This is a genomic window from Paraburkholderia sp. BL9I2N2, assembly GCF_004339745.1.
Taxonomy (GTDB): Bacteria; Pseudomonadota; Gammaproteobacteria; order Burkholderiales; family Burkholderiaceae; genus Paraburkholderia.
This window is the reverse complement of record NZ_SMGP01000001.1, coordinates 1,886,491-1,906,774: the sequence shown is the minus strand read 5'-3', so window position 1 is coordinate 1,906,774 and position 20,284 is coordinate 1,886,491. Positions and strand designations below refer to the sequence as shown.

Below are 20,284 nucleotides of genomic sequence, written 5' to 3'. Positions count from 1 at the left end.
GTCTACAGAGTAGTCGTCTTATCGCTCACCCGGCCTGGCCTCACGCCGCATCTCCCGCGGCGGCACGCCAAACCCGCGCATGAACATTTCGCGCATATGCCGGCGATCGCGAAACCCCGTCTCTTTCGCGATCACCTCCAGCGAGTGCCGGCTCTTTTCGATCATCAACCGCGCGGCTTCGAGCCGCAGCCCCTCGATCGCCTTGGCAGGCGACTGTCCCGTCTCCAGGGTGAACACCCGGCTGAACTGCCGCGGGCTTAGGTGCGCCTGACTCGCGAGTTCCTCGACGGTGAGCGGCCGGCTGAGATGCTTGCGCGCATAGTTGAGCGCGTCCTGGATGCGGTCGGACCTGGGTGCGAGATCGAGCATTTCCGAATGCTGCGACTGGCCACCCGAGCGCCGCTGATGCATCACCAGCTTGTGCGCGACTGAACGCGCGATATCGGCGCCGAGGTCCTTCTCGACCATCCCGAGTGCGAGATCGAGTCCAGCAGTCATGCCGGCCGAGGTCCAGATCGGGCCATCGACCACGTAGATGCGATCTTCGTCGAGCTGGATGTCCGGAAACCGGCCCATCATCTCGCGGGCATACGCCCAATGCGTGGTCGCGCGCCGGTTCGCGAGCAGCCCTGCTTCGGCCAGTACGAAACCACCTGTGCAGATGCCCGCGATGCGCCGCGCGCGCATCGCCGCCTTGCGCAGGAACTCGAGCACTTCGGCGGACGGCGGCGCGGTGAGCGGGTTGTTGACGCCCGCGGCGATCCACGTGTCGATCGCCATGCGCCCGCCAAGCGGCCGCGTGCCCGATCACACCTCGCCGCTGACCACCGCGGCATTAAGCGCCAACGAGAGCGCGCCAACCAGGACAAGACTCAACGCCCAGACCGCATCCAGATTGAACCAGCTCCGCGACACGAACTTCAACCCCAGGTAGCGGTAGACCAGCCAGGCCAGAAGCCCACCGGCAATCATCATCGCGCATGCATGCACACCCGAGACAAGCAGCGCCATCCCCAGATTCGCTTCGATCAGGGTCTGCGCGGCCCGATGTCCTCGATCCATGTCGTAAGCGCTGCACAGTCCGAGGTAAATCGGTACGAGCATCAATCCCGCACCGTGCGCAATGGCAACGGCGAACGACCACAGCGCGAGCCGGGACGGCGGAATCCGTACGAGGACACGCGGATGACGTCGCCGGATCAGCAGGACAACGCCGAAGCCGATCACGAGCACGCTGGCGCCGATCTGGATCTCGCGCTGCCAGGCAAGCAGGATGGTCAGCATGGCAAACGGCAGCATCACCAATAACACCGCCAGCACGTGTCCAACCGCAAGATAGACGAGCGCGCTGAACAGCGCCCGCGCGCGCCGCTCCATCAAGCCGCTCGATACGGCGAGCGGCCATCCCATCGCCGGGTTGATACCGTGATAGAGACCGCTCGCCAGAATGGCCAACCACAGGCCGGTCTGCGACCAGCCTCCCCCGATCAAACGCCCACCGACGGGTAACAGAACGAATCGGTCGAGCAGTCTCCGCCTTCGAGCCGGATCTGGTGGGCCCGGTATCCGTCTGGGAACGACACCCAATAGTCGTCGGCCAACGCGAGCCCCCCGCCGGGTTCGGCCCGCGCCATGACCTGCGCACCCGGCACGCCGTCCGGATAGAACTGGTTGTCCCAGGTCGAATAGAGCGAGTTGGTCCAGTAGACCCGCTTGCCGTCGCGGCTGATCTCCACCATCTGCGGACCACCCGCAAAGGTCTTGCCGTTCGGATGCGGCGTGCGCCGCACGATCCCGCCGATGTGGACCGATCCCGTGAGCTTCGGCTTGCGCGGCTCCGTCACGTCGTACTGGCGCATCTCACCGGTGCCCCAACAGGCGACATAGAGGAATTTGTCGTCGATGGAGAGATCGATGTCGGTGACGAGCGGCGGCACCGCGCCGAAACCCTGCAGCAGAGGCGGCAACTGTTCGGTGGCGGCGGGTTCGGGCGGAATGGTGGCGGTCTTCTCGATGTGAAACTCGCCCCCCTCGCGCCACCACGTCCAGATCGACCCTTCCAGATTCGTCGTATCGACCACGACCCCGATGAAGCCGTACTCCCGGCTTGGATCGTGCGCGGGCCGCACTTCTAGCGCCATCTGATGGTTCGCGCCGAGGTCGAGCGTCTGCACGTTGCGCCGGCCCCGCAAGTCCCAGAAGTGGATGCGGTGCCCGTATTGGTTCGACAGCAGATCCTCGGGGACGATGCCGTTCTCGAATTGCGGCGGCAACGCCCATTCGCTCGACACCATATAGTCGCGCGGCAGGTTCCACCAGAAATCGTAGTGCTTCTCCTGCATCCCGCGGTCGATCTCCCAGCGGCCGAGCACCTCGAACGTTTCGCAGTCCATGATGAAGATGCCCGGCGGCCCGTCGGTGCCATCTTTGCCTGCGCCGCCGAGCGTGCTGACGTAAATCCCTTCCGGCCCGCAGTGAACCGTGTGCGGGCGCGAGTAGCCCGTTTTGCGGAAAATCTCCTCGGGCTCGATGATCTTGTAAATCTTCGCCTGGGTCGGATGCGGATGGGTGTCGACGATGTAAATGCGTGAAGAACGCATGCCCGGAATGATCAGATAGCGTCGCTCGAGGAATGCGTGGCCGGTCAGCGGCGAGAGCGACGACGAACAGGCATTCCAGCCGAAATGATGGAATTCGTCCCCCTTGTACGGCACCGGCACGGTGTGAACCACCTGGCTGTAAGTGGGCGAACCGGGCTTCACGTCGATGACGGCGAGCGCGTCGGGCTGCGAGAAATCGGGGCTGAGAAGCACGGTGTAGGCGTACTCCTCCGCGGGCGCATCCATCGCGAGTTTCGGTGATGCATGGAACGTGGGATCTGGGCGTATACCCATGGCGGGAGTCTCCTTGTTTATCTGATTCGGGGCCAGGGCTTTTGCGTATTCACCGTCACGGACGGGCCGCTTGCCTTGTTACGAAACATCGTGTGTCAATGAGAAGCACGGCCCGATGGTGGCGAACCGTGGCGCACCCTTAGATTTGTAGTTCACGGCGGCAGCGACAGCAACCGGGAGTTTCGTCAGGTTTTGTGCAGTGCACCTTTCGTCATACTTTGGCGCCTTCTACATTAGAGTAGTCGCCAGCACCAGATAGTTCGACAGGATCGTTGCGCAACCGTTCAGTTCTTGCGGCGCGCGCAGATGGCGCCATGATTGCGGCCGTCAGTGCTGCACGCCCCAGCGCCGTACGGTCACGCGTTCGAGTGTATCGAACACCAGATGCTCGATCAGCAAGCCGATTACGATTACCGCGGCGAGGCCCGCGAAAACGCGGTCCGTGTACAGCTCGTTGCGATTCTGGAAGATGTACCAGCCGAGACCACCGCTGCCGGAACTCGCGCCGAACACGAGTTCGGCCGCAATCAGCGTACGCCAGGCAAACGCCCAACCTACCCGCAAGCCCGCCAGAATCGCCGGCAATGCCGCAGGCACCAGAATCAGCAGCACATGGCGCATGCCGGTGAGCCCGTAGTTGCGGCCGGTCATGCGCAGCGTCGCCGGCACCGACTGAAAACCGGAATAGGTGTTCAGCGCCAGCGGCCAAAGCACCGAATGGACTAGCACGAACAACAGGCTTCCGGTACCGAGGCCGAACCAGAGCAACGCGAGCGGCAACAGCGCGATGGACGGCAGCGGGTTGAACATCGCGGTCAGCATCGACAGGACATCGCGGCCCAGACGGGTCGACACGGCGAGCGACGTCAGCACGAAGGCGAGCGCCGCGCCCAGCAGATAGCCGCGCAGCAGCACGGACATCGACACCGCCGTTTTTTGCAGCAGTTCGCCCGACCACACGCCTTGTACGAACGCACTGAACGTCGCGCCGAACGTCGGCAGCAGCAGATCGTTGTCGATCGCGCGCGCGGTGATTTCCCAGATACCGATCAACACCAGCGCAATCAGCGTCTTGCGCAACCAGCTCTGCGCGAAGAGGCGCTTGCCGAGCGGCAGCGGCGCTTCGAGCACGAGCTCGCCGAGCGGTTCGAGCGGACGCTCGTACTCCTTGCGAACCGGCGGCAGCAAGGTGGCGGGAGAACTCATTGCACGGCCTCCGTCTCTTCGAACAACAGGTGATGAATACGCGCGACGCTGCGCTGAAAATCGCTGCGCCCGAAACTGTCCTGCGAAAATTGATGGCTGTTGAGCTCCGCACGCACGCGGCCCGGATGCGGCGACAACAGCAGAATGCGGTTGCCCACCACCAGCGCTTCTTCGATCGAATGCGTGACGAACAGCAGTGTGAAGTTCACCTCTTCCCACAGACGCAATAGCTCTTCCTGCATCTTGCGGCGAGTCAGCGCGTCGAGCGCGGCGAACGGCTCGTCCATCAGCAGCACGCGCGGCTGCATCGCCAACGCGCGAGCAATCGCGACGCGCTGCTTCATACCGCCCGACAACGTATGCGGATAAGCATTGGCAAACGACGCAAGCCCGACCTTCTCCAGATAATGCAGCGCCCGCTCGTTGGCCTCCGCGCGCGAGAGCTTCTTCGCGACGCGCAGCGGAAAGGCCACGTTCTGCAATACGGTCTTCCACGGCGGCAACTGGTCGAATTCCTGAAACACGACAATGCGATCGGCGCCGGGGCCTCGGATAGTCTGACCGTCGAGCGAGATGCTGCCGGATGTCGGCTCGATAAAGCCGGCCACCGCTTTGAGCAGAGTCGATTTGCCGCAACCGGACGGTCCCAGCAGCACGAAACGGTCGCCGCCGTAGACGTCGAAACTCACGTCATGAGTCGCGCGCACGATCTGCTCACGCGTGCGGTATTCGAGGTTGACGTTTTCGACCGCAAGCAATTTTTCGCTGGTCGCCGGCGCGGTTGCTTCGGCGCGGTTCGGAAACAGCACAGTAGGATTGGCCACCATCAGATCGCTCCCTGTAAGCCGACCACTCGGGCCGATAGATATCCAGCGATGCTCGCGTATGCACTCATGTTCAGCTTCCGGTGGCGGTCGCCGGGTCGTCGAAGAAATAGTCCTTCCAGGACTTCGGTTCGTTCCTGATCACACCGACGCGATGCATGAACTGCGCGAGTCCGAACGTGTTCTGCGGTGCGACCTTGAACTGCACTTGCGGATCCTTGATGACTTTCAGCAGCAGATTGCGGTCGATCTTCGACTGATTCGTGCGGATATAGATATCGGCCGCGGCATCGGGATTCGCCGTGATGAAGCGCGCCGCGTCGGCGAGCGCGTCGACGAATGCGCGGTACGTCTTCGGATTGTTGTCGCGGAATTTTTCCGTTGCGTACAGGACGGTCGCCGAACTCGGGCCGCCCAGCACGTCGTATGAATTCAGCACGATGTGCGCCTTCGGATTGCCCGCCAGTTCCTGCTCCTGAAACGGCGGATTGCCGAAGTGTCCGGTAATTTCCGTGCCGCCCGCGATGATCGCCGCGGCCGCGTCGGGATGCGGCAAAGCCTGCGTGAACTTGTCGAGGCGGTTGTAATCCTTGTCGCCCCAACGTTTCGCCGCCGCATATTGCAGCACGCGCGATTGCACCGACACGTTGACGGCCGGCACCGCGATGCGGTCCTTCTCGCTGAAGTCGGCAATCGTCTTGACGTCGGGATTGTTGCTGATGAGGTAATACGGCAGATTACCGAGCGACGCCACGCCCTTCACGTTCTGCTTGCCATGCGTACGATCCCAGATCGTGAGCAACGGGCCCACGCCCGCGCCGGCGATATCCACCGCGCCGGAGAGCAGCGCGTCGTTGACGGCGGCCCCGCCCGAGAGCTTCACCCAGTCGACCTTGATATCGAGCCCCTGCTTACGCCCTTCCTTCTCGACGAACTGCTGATCGCGCGCCACGTTCAGCAGCAGATAGACGATGCCGAACTGCTCGGCCACGCGAATCTGCCCTTCGGCATGCGCGGGCATGGCTGCGCCGAGACCGGCCGCAGCCGTCGACAGAGTCAGCAGCGTCGCGGTCAAACGGCGAGCGAAAGACGACCGCGCGGCGGTCGGGCGAAACATGGCGAGCATCGGAACTCCGGTCAGCGTGTGAGCGTGTAGTTTTGGTAAAAGCAGTGGCCAAAGCGGGCCACGTGGCCGTCAGAACGGCACGTCGCCTTCAATCGTCGTGCGATACAGTTTGCGGCGCAGATGATCCGGCGTGCCGGCCGCGAGATGCATCAATGAGCGGTTGTCCCAGAACACCATGTCGTGTTCGGCCCACTGATGGCGGTACAGATGCTCGGGGCGCACGCTATGCGCGAATATTTCGTCGAGCAACTGCTTGCTCTCGTCTTCGGGCAAGCCGATCACGCGGGTCGTGAAATGCTCGCCGACAAAGAGCGCCTTGCGTCCGGTCTCCGGATGCGTGCGCACGATCGGATGCACGACCGGCTTCACCTGCGCGATCTGCTCGGCGGAGAGATTCGGGCGCCACGGGCTGCGCTTTTGCAGCTCGGCGTATTTCGCGAGATACGTGTGCTCCGCCGAACGCCCTTCCACCGCGGCGCGCAAATGCGCGGGCAGCGTCTCGTACGCCAGATGCATGTTGGCGAACAGCGTGTCGCCGCCTTCTGCCGGCAGTTCCTGCGCGTGCAGCAGCGAGCCGAGGCTCGGCTTCTCCTTGTACGACAGGTCGGAATGCCAGTAGTGACCGGCATCGCCGAGACCGATCGGCTGGCCGTTCTCGACGATGTTCGAGACGACCAGCACCTCCGGATAGCCAATCAGCTGGAACTGATGCAGCACATGAATCTGCAGCGGACCGAAGCGGCGGCTGAAGGCGATCTGCTGATCCGGTGTGATGCGTTGGTCGCGAAACACCAGCACGTGATGATCCAGATGCGCGCGGTGAATGCGGCGGAAATCGTCGTCGCTCAGCGGCTGGCCGAGATCGAGGCCCAGCACTTCGGCACCGACGGGGCCGTCGAAAGCGCGAATTTCGATGGGCTGGGCTTGATGGACGCGGCCAGTCTCGCTGGCGGCGGTAGGTGCAAAGGCAGTCGTCACAGGAAACTCTTCGTCGAATCTGTTCGGAAACGCCGGCTAGGGCGCAGTCAGACGAATTTACCGGCGCGGGCGCGCGCCGACAACGAAGCAAATCCGATACTGTTATCTGCTGGAGTGATAAACCCGATGCTTTAACGCGTTCCGGGCAGTTGATCGCCTCTGGATGCATCCATTCACCGAGCCTTTAAAGTCGCCCAGGACGTGGATCGGCGACGAAACCATCGCGATTGGGCATGACCACGCGCGGCAGCGACGCCGCGTCGAGCCGCGTATTCGCCGGCACGATGCCGTTCTGGTTGAGCAGGAATGCGCTCACCGCGTACACCTCGTCGGCGGAAAGCGATTCGGGCGCGTTGTAGGGCATCGCGCGGCGGATATAGTCGAACAGCGTGGTCGCGTACGGCCAATAGCTGCCCACCGTGCGCTTCGGCTTTGCGCTCGTCAACGTGCCCTGCCCGCCTATGAGCTGATCGCCGAGACCGCCTTGGCCCTGCGCGCCGTGACAGGCCGCGCATTTCGCGGCAAAGATGTGCGCGCCTGTGGCGACGTCGCCGCTGCCCGCCGGCAGGCCGCGGCCATTCGGCGCGATGTCGATGTCCCATGCGGCGAGGTCTTGCCCGGTAAGCGGCGTGCCGATGTCGTGACTCGCATCAGCGCTGCGCGCGCCCGGCGTCACCGATGAACACGAAGTCAGCGCCGTCAGGGCCAGCAGCACGGCCAGCGCCGCACGCGCAAGCGTGTATCGCGAAAGCCTCTCACGCATTCCGCACCTCGCCGCTTGCGTCCACGCGCCACTGCTGAATCGCGTTGTAGTGGTACTGCGAATTCAGCCCGCGCGCGGCGACGAGTTCGGCGCGCGTCGGCTGCACATAACCGGTCGAATCCGTGGCGCGCGACAGAATCGCGGCGGCGCCGCCGTCCCACCGCCAGTCCGCCTCGAAGCGCGTCAACGCGCGATCATGGATCGCGCCGACGAGACGCGCGGCGCGCCACGTCGTCCCGCCATCGGTCGAGACCTCGACCTTGCGGACCGTGCCGCGCCCGGACCAGGCCAGACCGGTGATCGGGTAATAACCGTGCGTGGTGAGCCGATGCCCCGGTGACGGCCGCGTGATCACCGACTTCGCGTCCATCTCGAACGCGAACTGACGCGCGGTGCCGTTCGCGAGCAGGCTGGTGTACTTCGAGGTTTCCTCGCGCGTTTGCAGCGGTGCGTCGACCACCTTCAGCCGACGCAGCCACTTGACGTTGGTATTGCCCTCGAATCCGGGGACGATCAGACGCAACGGATAACCATTCTCCGGACGCAAGCGTTCACCGTTTTGCGCGTACACCACGAGCGCGCGATCGAGTATCCGTTCGAGCGGCAAACTGCGGGTCATTGCAGAGGCGTCCGCGCCTTCCGCGAGTAACCAGCCGCCCTGTGTTCCGTTGCCGGACACCGATACACCGCCGACCTCTTCCAGCAAGGTGGAAAGGCGCACGCCGGTCCATTCGCAACACGACAGCAGACCGTGTGTGAGTTGCACGGGCATGCCGCTGGGCCCGTTCCATTCATTGCCGGTATTCCCGGAACATTCGAGAAAATGAATCCGCGATTCGGATGGCAGGCGCAGCAGGTCGTCCATCGTGAACAGTTTCGGCGTCCGCACGAGTCCGTGAATCGCCAGCCTGTGCTGATCGGGATCGATATCGGGCACGCCGCCGTGATGACGTTCGTAGACGAGACCGTTGGGCGTGAGCGTGCCGTGCAAATCGGCGAGCGGGGTCATCGACGAAGCCGCGCCGGGCAGCGGCCATGCGCGTGCGCTGCGCCGCACGACGTCCGCCTCATGCGGCGACGGCACGCCGTACGGATGCTCGAGTATGGGCGCGCCGGGCACGCGGCTCGACGGCGCGACCTCGAGCGGCTTGAGCAATTCGCTCGCTGCCGCGGCTTGCGAAGCAACGAGGCTGCCGAGTGCCAAACGGCCAAGCACGCGACGGCGACCGCGCGACGGCGGCGTATCCGGTTGAGCGATACGCGCAGGCATTATCGCGTTCCCGTCACGGCTGGCTCCGCGTAATCCTCGCCGTCGATGTCATAGCCCGACGGCTCCCACCGAATTACCAGCAACGTGAGCAGCGAACTCAGCGGCGCGATCGCGATCAGCCAGAACACCTTCGTGCCGAGCGCGGCGGCCAGCACCGGAAAGAGAAACAGCGAGACCGTCGAGGCGGAGCGCACCAGCGTCTGGTTGAAACCCACGCCGATCCCGCGCAATGAGGTGGGATAGCTCAGCGACGCATACGTCATCGAATGAGAGCCCGGTCCGAAACCTTGCCCGAACAGATAGCCGCCGAGCAGCAGGATCGCCACCACGACGAGCGCGCCGCTGCCCGGTTTGCCGATCAGCGCGAGGCCGATCAGCGAGGCGAACTGCAGCGCGTGTCCGAGCACCGTCATTTTCCATGCGCCGACCGTCGGCGCGGTGCGCACGCCGATCAGGCCGCCGACGAATGCGAACGCCAGATTCAGCGCCAGCGCGGCGATGATCGTCGTGAGCGGCCCCTGCTGGAAGAAGCTGGTGATGATCACCGGCAAGCCGAAGATGATCGCGTTGTAGCCGAACGAGGAAGCACTGCCGATCACCGCGGCGAGAATCGTGCGGCGGCGATACGTTGCGTTGAAGAGCACACCGTAGTTGCGCCATGAAGCGGCACGCGGCGTTTTAACCGGCGTGTCGCTTTTCTCGACCACAGCATCCACGCCATATGAGCGTTTCAGGATGCGGGCGGCTTCGTCGAGATTGCCCTGATTCGCGGCCCACACCGGCGATTCGCTGATATAACGGCTGCGCACGAGAATGATCGCGATGGCGGGCACGGCGCCGAAGGCCAGCGTCAGACGCCACAGCCAGCCGAGCTGATGGTCGGGCAAAATCGCGTAGAGGCCGAGAATCAGCAGATAGCAGGTGCTCGTGGCCGCATACCACGCCGGACACCACGCGGCGACGCTGGCCGCCTTGTTGCCCTTGCCCGCCACGCGCGAGAACTCCGCGAGAAACGCCATCGCCACCGGCAGATCGAGACCGACGCCGAAACCCATCAGAAACCGCGCGCCGCCGAGCACCCACGCATTCGGCGCGAGACCGGCCGCGATCGCGGCGACCACGAAGAACAGCATGTCGGCCATGAACACACGATAGCGGCCGATGCGATCCGTCAGATAACCGCCGAACAGCGCACCGAGAATCGCGCCGAAGGTAATGGCCGATGAAACGAAACCCACCTGCACCGGCGACAGCGAGAACTGACGCGCGATGTCCTTGATCCCATAAGCAAGCGAGGTCAGATCGTAAGCATCCAGAAAGACACCGCCGAGCGCGATGGCAATCACGATGCGCGCATTGCTGCCCTTCGCGGCGCCGGCGTTGACGATGCGCGAAACGTCTTGCGCGCTACGGATGACAGCGGGCCGCGCCGCGCTGTCGGCGGGCGTTTGAGTGTCGACGGCGGTCGACGGAAAAGCAACAGTGGACATGATCCGGGTTTCGCATGAATGGCTGAAGCGTTGCATGGTAGCCATGCGATTCACGCCGGCAAAACGACGAATTCAACTATGCAAATCGGGATTTCCGCGCTGGCTTCATGGCGCGCCACGCAGTGGCGCTGCTCACCGCACGGTTCGCACTTCTGCAGATTTTCTTATCTGCAATGATTGGTTGGATTCGAGCACACGCGAATCTAACGTGTAGTTCCGGCGGCCGGCGCGCCGGTTATCCGCCAACCCGAGCTTTTACACCCGCTCCCACTCCTCGATTGGTATTTGCGCATGCGCTATTTCCGTCTGCTGAAGTCTTTCGTCGCCGTGGCGACCCTCTCGCTTGCCGCGGCTCACGCCTATGCCGACAAGCCCGCGGTGATCCGCATCGGCGTCGCGCAGCAAGGCACGGGCGATCCGCCCTCCTTCGGCGGCTCGCCGGCGGCGACCGTGCAATTGCAGCAGTCGCTCGAAAAGGAATTCGCCGCCGACGGCATCAAGGTCGAGTGGCTGTTCTTTAAAGGTGCCGGTCCGGCAGTCAATGAAGCGATCGCCGACAAATCGCTCGACTTCGCTTTCCAAGGTGACCTCCCGGCGGTGCTCGCCCGCGCCAATGGCCTGAAAACGCACTTGCTGCTCGCCTCGGGCGTGCGCACCGGCATCAAGGTCGCGGTGCCGGCCGACTCGGATGTGCGTTCGATCAAGGACCTGAAGGGCCGGCGCGTGTCGATCTTTCGCGGCACCAATCTGCAGCTCGTCGCCGACAACGCGCTCGCCGCGAATCAGTTGAACGAGCGCGACCTGCGCGTGATCAATCTGGACACCGCGAGTTCGCTCGCGGCGCTCGCCTCCAAGGGCATCGACGCGTCGGTCAACGATTACCACGTCTACAAGCTGCGCGATCAGGGCCTTGCGAAGGTGGTCTACGAATCGCAGAACGACGGTCCGCAATTCACGCGGCAGTCGCACCTGCTTGTGGTCGATGACTTCGATCATGCGCATCCGGACATCGTGCAGCGTGTCGTCAACGTGTTCGTGCAAGGCGCGCAATGGTCCTCCGACGAAGCGAACCGCGATGCCCTCTTCAAGCTATGGGCCAAAAGCGGCGTGCCCTATTCGTCGTGGCAGGCCGAGTTCGCCAATCAGAAGCTGAAGGATCGCAACTCACCGTTGATCGATCCGTTCATCGTGGGTCGCTACAAAGCCGTCGCGACGGATGCGCTGAACCTCAAACTAATCCGCCAGCCGGTCGAGGTCGATGGCTGGTTCGAAACGAAATATCTCGACAATGCGCTGCGCACGCAAAAGCTCGACCACTACTGGACGCGTTACGACGCTGCGGGCAAACCGCTCAGCTAATCCACCGGAGCGATCACGATGAGCGACACCGCAATCCAGGTCGAACGCGAACGGCTCGCGTCGTCCACCACGCCTCACGTTCCGCTGTTTCGCGAGCCGCGCCTGCGCGCGCTCGCGTGGCGGCTCGCGCCATGGGTCTTGCCCGCGCTGCTGTTCGCGCTGTGGGCCGTGGGTTGCGAACGCGGCTGGATCGCGCCGCAGATTCTGCCGCCGCCCGAGCGCGTGTTCGAGACGCTGCTCGAACTGGCGAAGAGCGGCGACCTCGCGCGCAATACGCTGGTCAGCCTGCAACGCGTGCTGCTCGGTTTCGGCGCTGGCACGCTGCTCGGCTTCGCGCTCGGCGCGGCGCTGGGGTTGTCGCGCACGCTCGAGGCTTACGTGCTGCCGAGCTTCAATGCGCTGGTGCAGATTCCGGTGCTCGGCTGGCTGCCGTTCCTGCTGTTGCTCGTGGGCGTGGGCGAGCCGCTCAAATACATCCTGATCGCGCATGCGGCACTCGTGCCGGTCACGTTGAGCACGCTGCAGGGATTCCGCCAGACACCCGCCGCGCTCGATGAAGTCGCGCGCGTATTCGAATACAGCGGCTGGCAGCGGATTGTCTATCTCGTGCTGCCCGCGGCTGTACCGACGCTCGCCACGGGCGTGCGGCTCGCGTTCACTAAAGCCTGGCTCGCGCTGGTGGTCGTCGAACTGGTTGCGTCTTCTGAAGGGCTCGGCTATCTGATCGTCTACGGGCGGCAACTTTTTCAGCTCGATCTGGTGATGGCGTCGGTGGTCGTGGTCGGCGCGATTGGCTATGCGGTGAACCGTGCGCTCGATGCGCTCGAAGCGCGTTTGCGGCGCGGACAGCCGTCGGCGTTTCGCGAGTGATCGCATCAATCGCATCCATGACGCTACACGTGAGGTAACTACGATGAGTCTCGCCCTCTTCAAGCGTTCCAGTCAGTCGCAACAGTCCGCCGACGCGTCCTGCGATTGCGGCGCGCCCGCTTCCTTCCGGCGCGCCGCCCAACCGCGCCGCCCGCTGCTGACACGCGTCGACTGGCGCGGCGCCGTCTTGCCCGTCATCGCAATCGTGATCTGGTGGGCCGTCTCGGAAGCGCACGTGGTCAAAAGCGGATTGCTCGTGAGTCCCGCGCAAGTCCTCGCCACCGCATGGCAGCAGATCGAGAGCGGCGCGCTGCTGAAGGCGCTCTCGGCATCGCTCGCGCGCGAAGCGAGCGGCTTCGTGATCGGCACGCTGGGCGGTTTGCTGCTCGGCAGCGCGCTCGGCTTTTCGCGGCTCGCCACACGCATGGTCGGACCGAGCTTCGACACCTTCAAACAGATCTCGCTGTTTGCATGGATCCCGTTGATCTCCGTGTGGTTCGGTCTCGGCGATGCCGCGAAAGTCGTGTTCCTCTCGCTCGCCGCGCTCCTGCCCGTCACCGCGCATACCTGCGACGGCATCCACGCCGTGCCGCGCGCCTATATCGAAGTCGCGCGCGCGTTCCGCTACTCGCGATGGCAGCTCATCCGCGCGGTGATTCTGCCGGCCGCGCTGCCGTCGATCTTTACCGGCATCTACCTCGCGCTGATCTATTCGTGGCTCGCCACGCTCGGCGCCGAGTATCTGCTGGTGGCCGGCAGCGGCATCGGCAACACCTTGATCGACGGCAGCGAGCAATTCCGCATGGACCTGGTGCTGTTCGGCGTGATCGTGGTCGGGGTGACGGGCTGGGCGTTGAATGCGCTCGCGCGGGCCGTCGAACGGGCGATCTTTGCGCGCCGGTTCCAGTCGGCCACGCGCTGAACCCGCACCTGAACTCTCACACACCGGACCGCCCATGACTGCTTCCACGCTCTCCGACAGCATCGACATTCTTCACGTCAGCAAGCGCTACGCGCAGCAAGGCGGCGCGCCGCTCGCGGTGCTCGACGACATCAGCCTGCGCGTGCGCGCGGGCGAGTTCGTCAGCGTGCTCGGCTCGAGCGGCTGCGGCAAATCAACGTTGCTGCGGCTGATCGCGGGACTCGACACCGACTATAGCGGCGACATCGTCGTCGCCGGCGACAAGGTCCGCGATACGTCGCTCGAACGCGGCATCGTGTTCCAGGACCACCGGCTCTTTCCGTGGCTCACGGCGTCGCAAAACATTCTCGCCGCGCTGCGTAACGCGCCGCTTTCCGCACGCGAGAAACGCGAAGCCGTGGCGGAACATATCGCGCTGGTCGGACTCAAGGGTTTTGAAAATGCTTACCCGCATCAATTGTCGGGCGGCATGGCGCAGCGCGTCGCGATCGCGCGCGGCCTCGTCAATCGTCCGCGCGTGCTGCTGCTCGACGAGCCGTTCGGCGCACTCGACGCGCTCACGCGCGGCCGTTTGCAGAACGAGTTGCAGCGCATCTGGGAACACGAGCGCATCACGATGATCCTCGTCACGCACGACGTCGACGAAGCGCTTTACCTCGGCGAGCGCGTCGTCACGATGGCGCCGCGGCCGGGCCGCATCAAGCGGATCGTCGACGTCGCATTGCCGCGGCCACGCGAGCGCAACGATCCACGCTTCATCCGTTTGCGCGACGAAGTGCTGGCCGACTTCGCCGATCAGGATGGCACGCGACGCGAAGCGCGCGAGGACCGCGATGATGACAGGCCGAACGGAGGCACGCGCGTTCCAGTAGCAAGCCCGCCGATCACGGAATGGCGGCTTGCATGGTGACGCACGCGTTCTCCCCGAACAACAAACCTTCATGGAGCAGACGATGAGCGGCGAAACACAGCGGAAGCGGCAGATCAAACTGGGGGCCTTCCTGATGGAGACGGGCCATCACATTGCCGCATGGCGACACCCCGATGCGCATGCGACGGGTGGACTCGACTTCGCGCACTACGCGGAACTCGCGCAGATCGCCGAGCGCGCCAAATTCGACGCGATTTTTTTCGCCGACAGCGTGAGCGTACGCGACACGAATCTGCCTTCCCTATCCCGCACCGCGCGCGCCGATCATTTCGAACCGCTGACCTTGCTTTCGGCACTCTCGGTTGTCACGAAACACGTCGGCCTGATCGCGACGGTCTCCACGACATTCAACGAACCGTACAACCTCGCGCGCAAATTCGCATCGCTCGATCATCTGAGCGGCGGCCGCTCGGGTTGGAATCTCGTCACGTCGAGCACGGAATCCGAGGCGCTCAATTTCAGTTTCGATCGGCATCCGGATCACGCGGTCCGCTACGAGCGCGCTCGCGAGTTCTACGACGTGGTGGCAGGGCTGTGGGATAGCTGGGAAGACGATGCGTTTATCCGCGACAAGGAGAGCGGCGTCTACTTCGACCCGGACAAGCTGCACGTGCTCGGCCATGCGGGCAAGCATTTCAAGGTACGCGGGCCGCTGAACGTCGCGCGTTCGCCGCAGGGCTGGCCGGTCGTCGTGCAGGCCGGCGCGTCCGAGGCCGGGCGCGAGCTCGCCGCGCAGACCGCGGAGGTGATCTTCGTCGCGCATCAGACGCTCGACGAAGCGCAGTCGTTCTATCGCGACGTCAAAGGGCGTCTGGCGAAATACGGGCGCGCGCCGGATCATCTGAAGATCATGCCGGGCATTTTCCCGATTGTCGGCCGCACGCAGGAGGAAGCCGAGGAGAAATTCGCCAAGCTGCAGGACCTGATTCATCCGACCGTGGGTCTCTCGCTGCTGTCGAACATGTCGGGCGGCGTGGACCTTTCCCAGTATCCCGTCGACGGGCCGCTGCCCGAATTGCCGGAAACCAATGGCGGCAAGAGCCGTCAACGGCTGCTGTTCGATCTCGCGCGGCGCGAGAACCTGACGATCCGCGATCTGTATCTGCGCATTGCGGGCGCGCGCGGCCATCAGCAGGTGGTCGGCACGCCGACGAGCATTGCGGACCAGTTGCAACAGTGGTTCGAAGAAGAAGGCGCGGATGGGTTCAACATCATGTCGCCGTGGTTGCCGGGCGGGTTGACGGAATTCGCCGACCAGGTCGTGCCGGAGTTGCAACGGCGTGGACTGTTCCGCACGGAATACGAGGGCAGCACGCTGCGCGACAACCTCGGGCTGCCGCGCCCCGTGAATCGCCATGCGTCAGCGACGCAGCAAGTCGCCGCCCTGGCAAGCTGATCAAGCGGCGGTTTTCGCGCCGCCGGACACGTTCTCTTCATCAGGACATCAGGAGCTTTTCATGAGTGCAGCCGCAGTGCAGGACGTACAGTCGATTCAGGTCACGCCGCTTTCCGCGCATATCGGCGCGGAAATTCATGGTGTCGATCTTACGCAAAAGCTGGATGCGCGCCAGATCGCGGAGATTCGCGCGGCGCTTCTGAAGTGGCGCGTCGTCTTCTTTCGCGAGCAGTTTCTCACGCACGAGCAGCACGTCGCGTTCTCGGCGCAGTTCGGCGAACTGACCTTGGGGCATCCGGTGTTCGGCCACGTGGACGGTCATCCGGAGATCTACTCGATTTCGAAGTACCGCAAAGCGACGCGCTTCGAGGGGCAAACGCTGCAACGCCCGTGGACCGGCTGGCATACGGACGTGACGGCCGCGCTCAATCCGCCCTGGGCGTCGATCCTGCGTGGCGTGACGATTCCGCCTTACGGCGGCGACACGCAGTGGACCAACCTGGTGGCCGCCTATCAGAAGCTGTCCGCACCGCTGCGTGCGTTCGTCGATGGTCTGCGCGGGCTGCACCGTTTCACGCCGCCGGCCGGCGCGAGCGGCACGGAGGCGTTCAACAAAGCCGTCGAGCAACGCAGGCTCGTCACCGAACATCCGCTTGTCAGAGTTCATCCGGAAACGGGCGAGCGGGCGCTCTATGTCAGCCCGAGCTTCCTGAAGTCGATCGTCGGCGTGAGCCCGCGTGAAAGCCAGGTGTTGCTCGAGCTGCTCTGGGAACATGTGACGCGGCCGGAGTTCACCGTGCGCTTCAAATGGGAGGCGGGCAGCATCGCGTTCTGGGACAACCGGGCGACGGCCCACCTCGCGCCCACGGATATTTTCGATCTCGACTTCGACCGGCAACTGTATCGCACGACACTCGTTGGCGACGTGCCCGTTGGCCCGGACGGCACGCAGTCGGTGGCGATAGAAGGCTCGCCGGTGAGCGCCGCGGCGGCGGTTGCGTTGAACTAAGGACGAAGGCCCCGCGAGCGGAAAACCGGCAGCGGGCGCAGCAAAAAGATATCGCGGCCCTGACCGGCGCTGTCGATCAGATCGACAGCGCCTACCGCTTCAGTTTCCCGCGTGCCTGCGCGTCGAGTTCGCGCAGATGAGCGAGCTTGTCGCCGATTTTTGATTCCAGTCCGCGCGGCACCGGCTGATACCAGCGTTGTTCGGCGACGTCTTCGGGAAAGTAGTGTTCGCCCGCCGCGTACGCATCCGGTTCGTCATGCGCGTAGCGGTAGTCCTTTTTGTAGCCGAGATCCTTCATGAGCTGCGTCGGCGCATTCCGAAGATGTAGCGGCACCGCCCGCGTGCGGTCGCCGCGCACGAATGACAGCGCCTGATGCCACGCCATGCTGAGCGCATTCGACTTCGGCGCGACGGCGATATACACGAGGGCCTGGGCGAGCGCCAGTTCGCCTTCGGGCGAACCGAGCCGTTCATAGGCCTCGGCCGCGTTCACTGCGACCTGCAACGCTCGCGGATCCGCATTACCCACCTCCTCGCTCGCCAGGATGATGATGCGGCGCGCGAGATAACGCACGTCGACACCGCCGTCGATCATTCGCGCCATCCAGTACAACGCGGCATCCGGATCGGAGCCGCGCGCGGATTTGATCAGCGCGGAAATCTGGTCGTAGAACTCCTCGCCCCCTTTGTCGAAACGCCGCGTCGTTGTCGCGGACGCGGTGCTGACGAAGCTCGCGTCGATGCGTGTGAGCCCGGCTGCGGTAGCGGCATTGGCGAGCTGCTCGACGAGGTTCAGAAACTTGCGGCCGTCGCCGTCGGCAAAGCCGATCACGGCATCGAGCGCGGATGGCTCGAACTCGAGTTCGCCCAACACCGCCTGCGCTCGCCGGAAGAGCTGCCGCAATTCCTCGTCGGATAGCGGCTTGAGCACGTACACCTGCGCCCGCGACAGCAGCGCGCTGTTGACCTCGAAGCTGGGATTCTCCGTGGTCGCGCCGATGAGCGTCAGCCGGCCCGTTTCCACGTGCGGCAGCAAGGCGTCTTGCTGGCTCTTGTTGAGCCGGTGAATTTCATCGAGGAACAGGACGGTCGAGCGGCCCCGGTGGTCGAGCATCTGCTGGGCACGCGCGGCGGCCTCCCTCAGTTCCTTGACGCCGGCGGCGACGGCCGACTCGGCAATGAACTCGTAGTCGAAAGCCCGCGCGGCAAGCCGCGCAATCGTCGTCTTGCCGACGCCGGGCGGCCCCCACAGAATGAACGAGTGCAGTCGTTGGGAGTCGAGGGCGAGCCGCAGCGGCTTACCCGGGCCCAGCAGGTGAGACTGCCCGACGACATCGTCGAGCGATTCGGGCCGGAGTTGCTCGGCGAGCGGCGCGCGAGGCTGAGTGGCAAAGAGGTCGGTCATGGTGCGGATGTGAGCGGCTTTCCCTTGGCGGACGTGCGGGCTCACGGAATTGAGTGGCCGCAATAAAACGCCCTTATATCTTGTGAGTCGACAGCAGAATACTCGTTTCAGTACTCGCGATGCCGTCGATCAGACGGATCGCGCCAAGCACCCGATCGAAGTTTTCCAGTGAATCCGCCCGCAGCTCCGCGATCAGGTCCCAACGCCCATTGGTGCTGTGGATCGTCGCGACGTTGGGGTGGCCACGAAGCACTTTGAGCACATCGGCCGCGCGGTTGCCTTCAACCGCAATCGACATCAACGCCCGGATCCGGTGCGCCTCCGCCGCGGGTTTCAGGCGCACGGTATAGCCCACGATCACGCCGCTCTTTTCCAGCCGCGTCAGCCGGTTCTGCACCGTGGCGCGAGCGACCCGCAAGTGCTTCGCCAGCGTCACAACGGACATGCGCGCGTCATCGCGCAGTAAAGCAATCAACTGCCGGTCGATGTCGTCGAGATCGATCATTTTTTGAGCCTACACCGGTTTCCGGCCGGGTTCCGTTCAGGCTGCGTCGAGCATACCTGGGTCAGATAGAAGTGCGGACAGTACAAAACGCGCATTCGGAGTGCGCATCTTGACACTTCCGAGCACCAAACTGCAATGTTTGTTGTCTTTTTGTTGGCGTGGAGGCACGGAATAATTTCGCTATCGCTCCGGTTCGGAGCCTGCAACAACAACGGAGACATCACCATGACCCGCTTCCTCGACGTACCCGCAACGTACCGGCTCGTCGCCGATATCGGCGTACCGCGCTTTCTCGACGAACTTGCCCAGATCATCCGTGCCGACTATCTGCGCTGGAGCGAGTTCGACAAGTCGCCGCGTGTCGCCTGCCATTCGCGACTCGGCGTCATCGAGTTGATGCCTGTGGCCGACGCGGAGCTGTTTGCCTTCAAGTACGTGAACGGTCATCCCATCAATGCCGAGCGCGGCATGCAAACCGTCATGGCGTTTGGCGCACTGGCCTCGGTGGATACCGGTTACCCGCTGTTTCTTTCCGAACTCACCTTGACCACGGCGCTGCGTACCGCGGCGACTTCCGCGCTGGCGGCGAATGCACTGGCTCGGCCCGATTCGCGACGCATGGCCTTGATCGGCAATGGCGCGCAAAGCGAGTTTCAGGCCATTGCGTTCCATACACTTGTGGGCATCGACGAGCTTCGCGTGTTCGACGTCGACGACCGCGCCACGGACAAACTCATTCGCAATCTCGCGGCGTGGCCGCAATTGCGCATCGTCCGCGCGACGTCGGTTGCGCAGGCCGTGCGCGGCGCCGATATCGTCACGACCGTGACCGCCGACAAGGCCTACGCGACGATCATCACGCCGGACATGATCGAACCGGGCATGCATCTGAACGCCGTGGGCGGCGACTGTCCGGGCAAGACCGAACTGCATGCCGATGTGCTGAACATGAGCCGCGTGATCGTGGAGTACGAGCCGCAGACCCGTATTGAAGGCGAGATTCAGCAATTGGCCGCCGACTCGCCCGTGGTCGAACTGTGGCGCGTGTTGCGCGGCGAAATCGCCGGACGCGAAAATGCGCAGCAGGTCACCGTATTCGACTCCGTCGGCTTCGCGCTCGAAGACTATTCGGCACTGCGCTATTTGCATGAGCTCGCGCGGACACACAAAGTCGGAATCGAAGTCGCGCTGATTCCGCCTGCCGCGGATCCGAAGGACTTGTTCGGCGAACTCGCACTGGCAGCCATCGAGCGGGCGAGTGTCGACCACGTATTGGCGCCGGTCTGACGCGCAGCCCGCTATCGACGCGCATGTTCTCTTACTTCCGCGATCCCTA

Annotated in this window: 18 protein-coding genes and 1 pseudogene; 7 read left to right on the top strand and 12 right to left on the bottom strand. The window is 63.9% G+C overall.

The window, feature by feature from the left end:
* Positions 1–18: 18 nt before the first annotated feature.
* The 10 genes and pseudogenes from B0G74_RS08895 to B0G74_RS08850 form a co-directional block, all read right to left on the bottom strand.
* Positions 19–801: pseudogene (locus tag B0G74_RS08895) on the bottom strand (helix-turn-helix domain-containing protein); the annotation flags it as partial.
* A gap of 6 nt (positions 802–807) precedes the next feature.
* Complete coding sequence (locus B0G74_RS08890) at positions 808–1,491, bottom strand: hypothetical protein (RefSeq protein WP_132374455.1); 684 nt, start codon at positions 1,489–1,491, stop codon at positions 808–810.
* The gene (locus tag B0G74_RS08885; RefSeq protein ID WP_132374454.1) at positions 1,488–2,894 is read right to left on the bottom strand and encodes a selenium-binding protein SBP56-related protein; all 1,407 of its coding nucleotides are present in this window, start codon (positions 2,892–2,894) and stop codon (positions 1,488–1,490) included. Before B0G74_RS08885 ends, B0G74_RS08890 begins: the two co-directional genes overlap by 4 nt.
* A 327-nt stretch (positions 2,895–3,221) precedes the next feature.
* Entirely contained in the window at positions 3,222–4,100 is an 879-nt protein-coding gene (locus tag B0G74_RS08880) for an ABC transporter permease (RefSeq protein WP_132374453.1), read from the bottom strand.
* Positions 4,097–4,927, bottom strand: coding sequence for an ABC transporter ATP-binding protein (locus tag B0G74_RS08875; RefSeq protein ID WP_132374452.1), 831 nt, complete (start codon positions 4,925–4,927; stop codon positions 4,097–4,099). Before B0G74_RS08875 ends, B0G74_RS08880 begins: the two co-directional genes overlap by 4 nt.
* A 70-nt stretch (positions 4,928–4,997) precedes the next feature.
* On the bottom strand, positions 4,998–6,050 hold the full coding sequence (locus tag B0G74_RS08870; RefSeq protein ID WP_132374451.1) for an ABC transporter substrate-binding protein: 1,053 nt from the start codon (positions 6,048–6,050) through the stop codon (positions 4,998–5,000).
* 69 nt (positions 6,051–6,119) lie between these two features.
* Positions 6,120–7,028, bottom strand: a complete 909-nt coding sequence (locus B0G74_RS08865; RefSeq protein ID WP_132374450.1) for a TauD/TfdA family dioxygenase — start codon at positions 7,026–7,028, stop codon at positions 6,120–6,122.
* Between the two features lie 184 nt (positions 7,029–7,212).
* A complete protein-coding gene (locus B0G74_RS08860) occupies positions 7,213–7,791 on the bottom strand; it encodes a cytochrome c (protein ID WP_132374449.1) in 579 nt (192 codons plus the stop codon).
* Positions 7,784–9,061 carry a sulfite dehydrogenase gene (gene soxC / locus B0G74_RS08855; protein WP_132374448.1) on the bottom strand — a complete coding sequence of 426 codons (1,278 nt, stop codon included), beginning with the start codon at positions 9,059–9,061 and terminating at the stop codon, positions 7,784–7,786. The genes B0G74_RS08860 and soxC overlap by 8 nt, the downstream gene beginning before the upstream one ends.
* Positions 9,061–10,551 (bottom strand): MFS transporter, encoded by a 1,491-nt coding sequence (locus B0G74_RS08850; protein ID WP_132374447.1) that lies wholly within the window; start codon positions 10,549–10,551, stop codon positions 9,061–9,063. The genes soxC and B0G74_RS08850 overlap by 1 nt, the downstream gene beginning before the upstream one ends.
* A gap of 291 nt (positions 10,552–10,842) precedes the next feature.
* On the opposite strand from B0G74_RS08850, the gene B0G74_RS08845 reads away from it, so the two are divergent.
* The 6 genes from B0G74_RS08845 (at position 10,843) to B0G74_RS08820 (ending at position 17,038) form a co-directional block, all read left to right on the top strand.
* Positions 10,843–11,910, top strand: a complete 1,068-nt coding sequence (locus B0G74_RS08845; protein WP_132374446.1) for an ABC transporter substrate-binding protein — start codon at positions 10,843–10,845, stop codon at positions 11,908–11,910.
* A gap of 18 nt (positions 11,911–11,928) precedes the next feature.
* Positions 11,929–12,780 (top strand): ABC transporter permease, encoded by an 852-nt coding sequence (locus tag B0G74_RS08840; RefSeq protein ID WP_132374445.1) that lies wholly within the window; start codon positions 11,929–11,931, stop codon positions 12,778–12,780.
* A 43-nt stretch (positions 12,781–12,823) separates the two neighbouring features.
* Positions 12,824–13,702 carry an ABC transporter permease gene (locus B0G74_RS08835; RefSeq protein ID WP_132374444.1) on the top strand — a complete coding sequence of 293 codons (879 nt, stop codon included), beginning with the start codon at positions 12,824–12,826 and terminating at the stop codon, positions 13,700–13,702.
* A gap of 34 nt (positions 13,703–13,736) precedes the next feature.
* Positions 13,737–14,612 carry an ABC transporter ATP-binding protein gene (locus B0G74_RS08830; protein WP_132374443.1) on the top strand — a complete coding sequence of 292 codons (876 nt, stop codon included), beginning with the start codon at positions 13,737–13,739 and terminating at the stop codon, positions 14,610–14,612.
* A gap of 43 nt (positions 14,613–14,655) precedes the next feature.
* Complete coding sequence (locus tag B0G74_RS08825; protein WP_132374442.1) at positions 14,656–16,029, top strand: LLM class flavin-dependent oxidoreductase; 1,374 nt, start codon at positions 14,656–14,658, stop codon at positions 16,027–16,029.
* A 61-nt stretch (positions 16,030–16,090) separates the two neighbouring features.
* A complete protein-coding gene (locus tag B0G74_RS08820; protein ID WP_132374441.1) occupies positions 16,091–17,038 on the top strand; it encodes a TauD/TfdA family dioxygenase in 948 nt (315 codons plus the stop codon).
* Between the two features lie 91 nt (positions 17,039–17,129).
* Here B0G74_RS08820 and B0G74_RS08815 read toward each other — a convergent pair whose 3' ends face one another.
* Positions 17,130–18,443 carry a replication-associated recombination protein A gene (locus B0G74_RS08815; RefSeq protein ID WP_132374440.1) on the bottom strand — a complete coding sequence of 438 codons (1,314 nt, stop codon included), beginning with the start codon at positions 18,441–18,443 and terminating at the stop codon, positions 17,130–17,132.
* Positions 18,444–18,516: 73 nt separating this feature from the next.
* A complete protein-coding gene (locus tag B0G74_RS08810) occupies positions 18,517–18,948 on the bottom strand; it encodes an Lrp/AsnC family transcriptional regulator (RefSeq protein ID WP_132374439.1) in 432 nt (143 codons plus the stop codon).
* Between the two features lie 225 nt (positions 18,949–19,173).
* On the opposite strand from B0G74_RS08810, the gene B0G74_RS08805 reads away from it, so the two are divergent.
* Positions 19,174–20,235, top strand: coding sequence for an ornithine cyclodeaminase (locus tag B0G74_RS08805; RefSeq protein ID WP_132374438.1), 1,062 nt, complete (start codon positions 19,174–19,176; stop codon positions 20,233–20,235).
* The last annotated feature ends 49 nt before the right edge of the window (positions 20,236–20,284 follow it).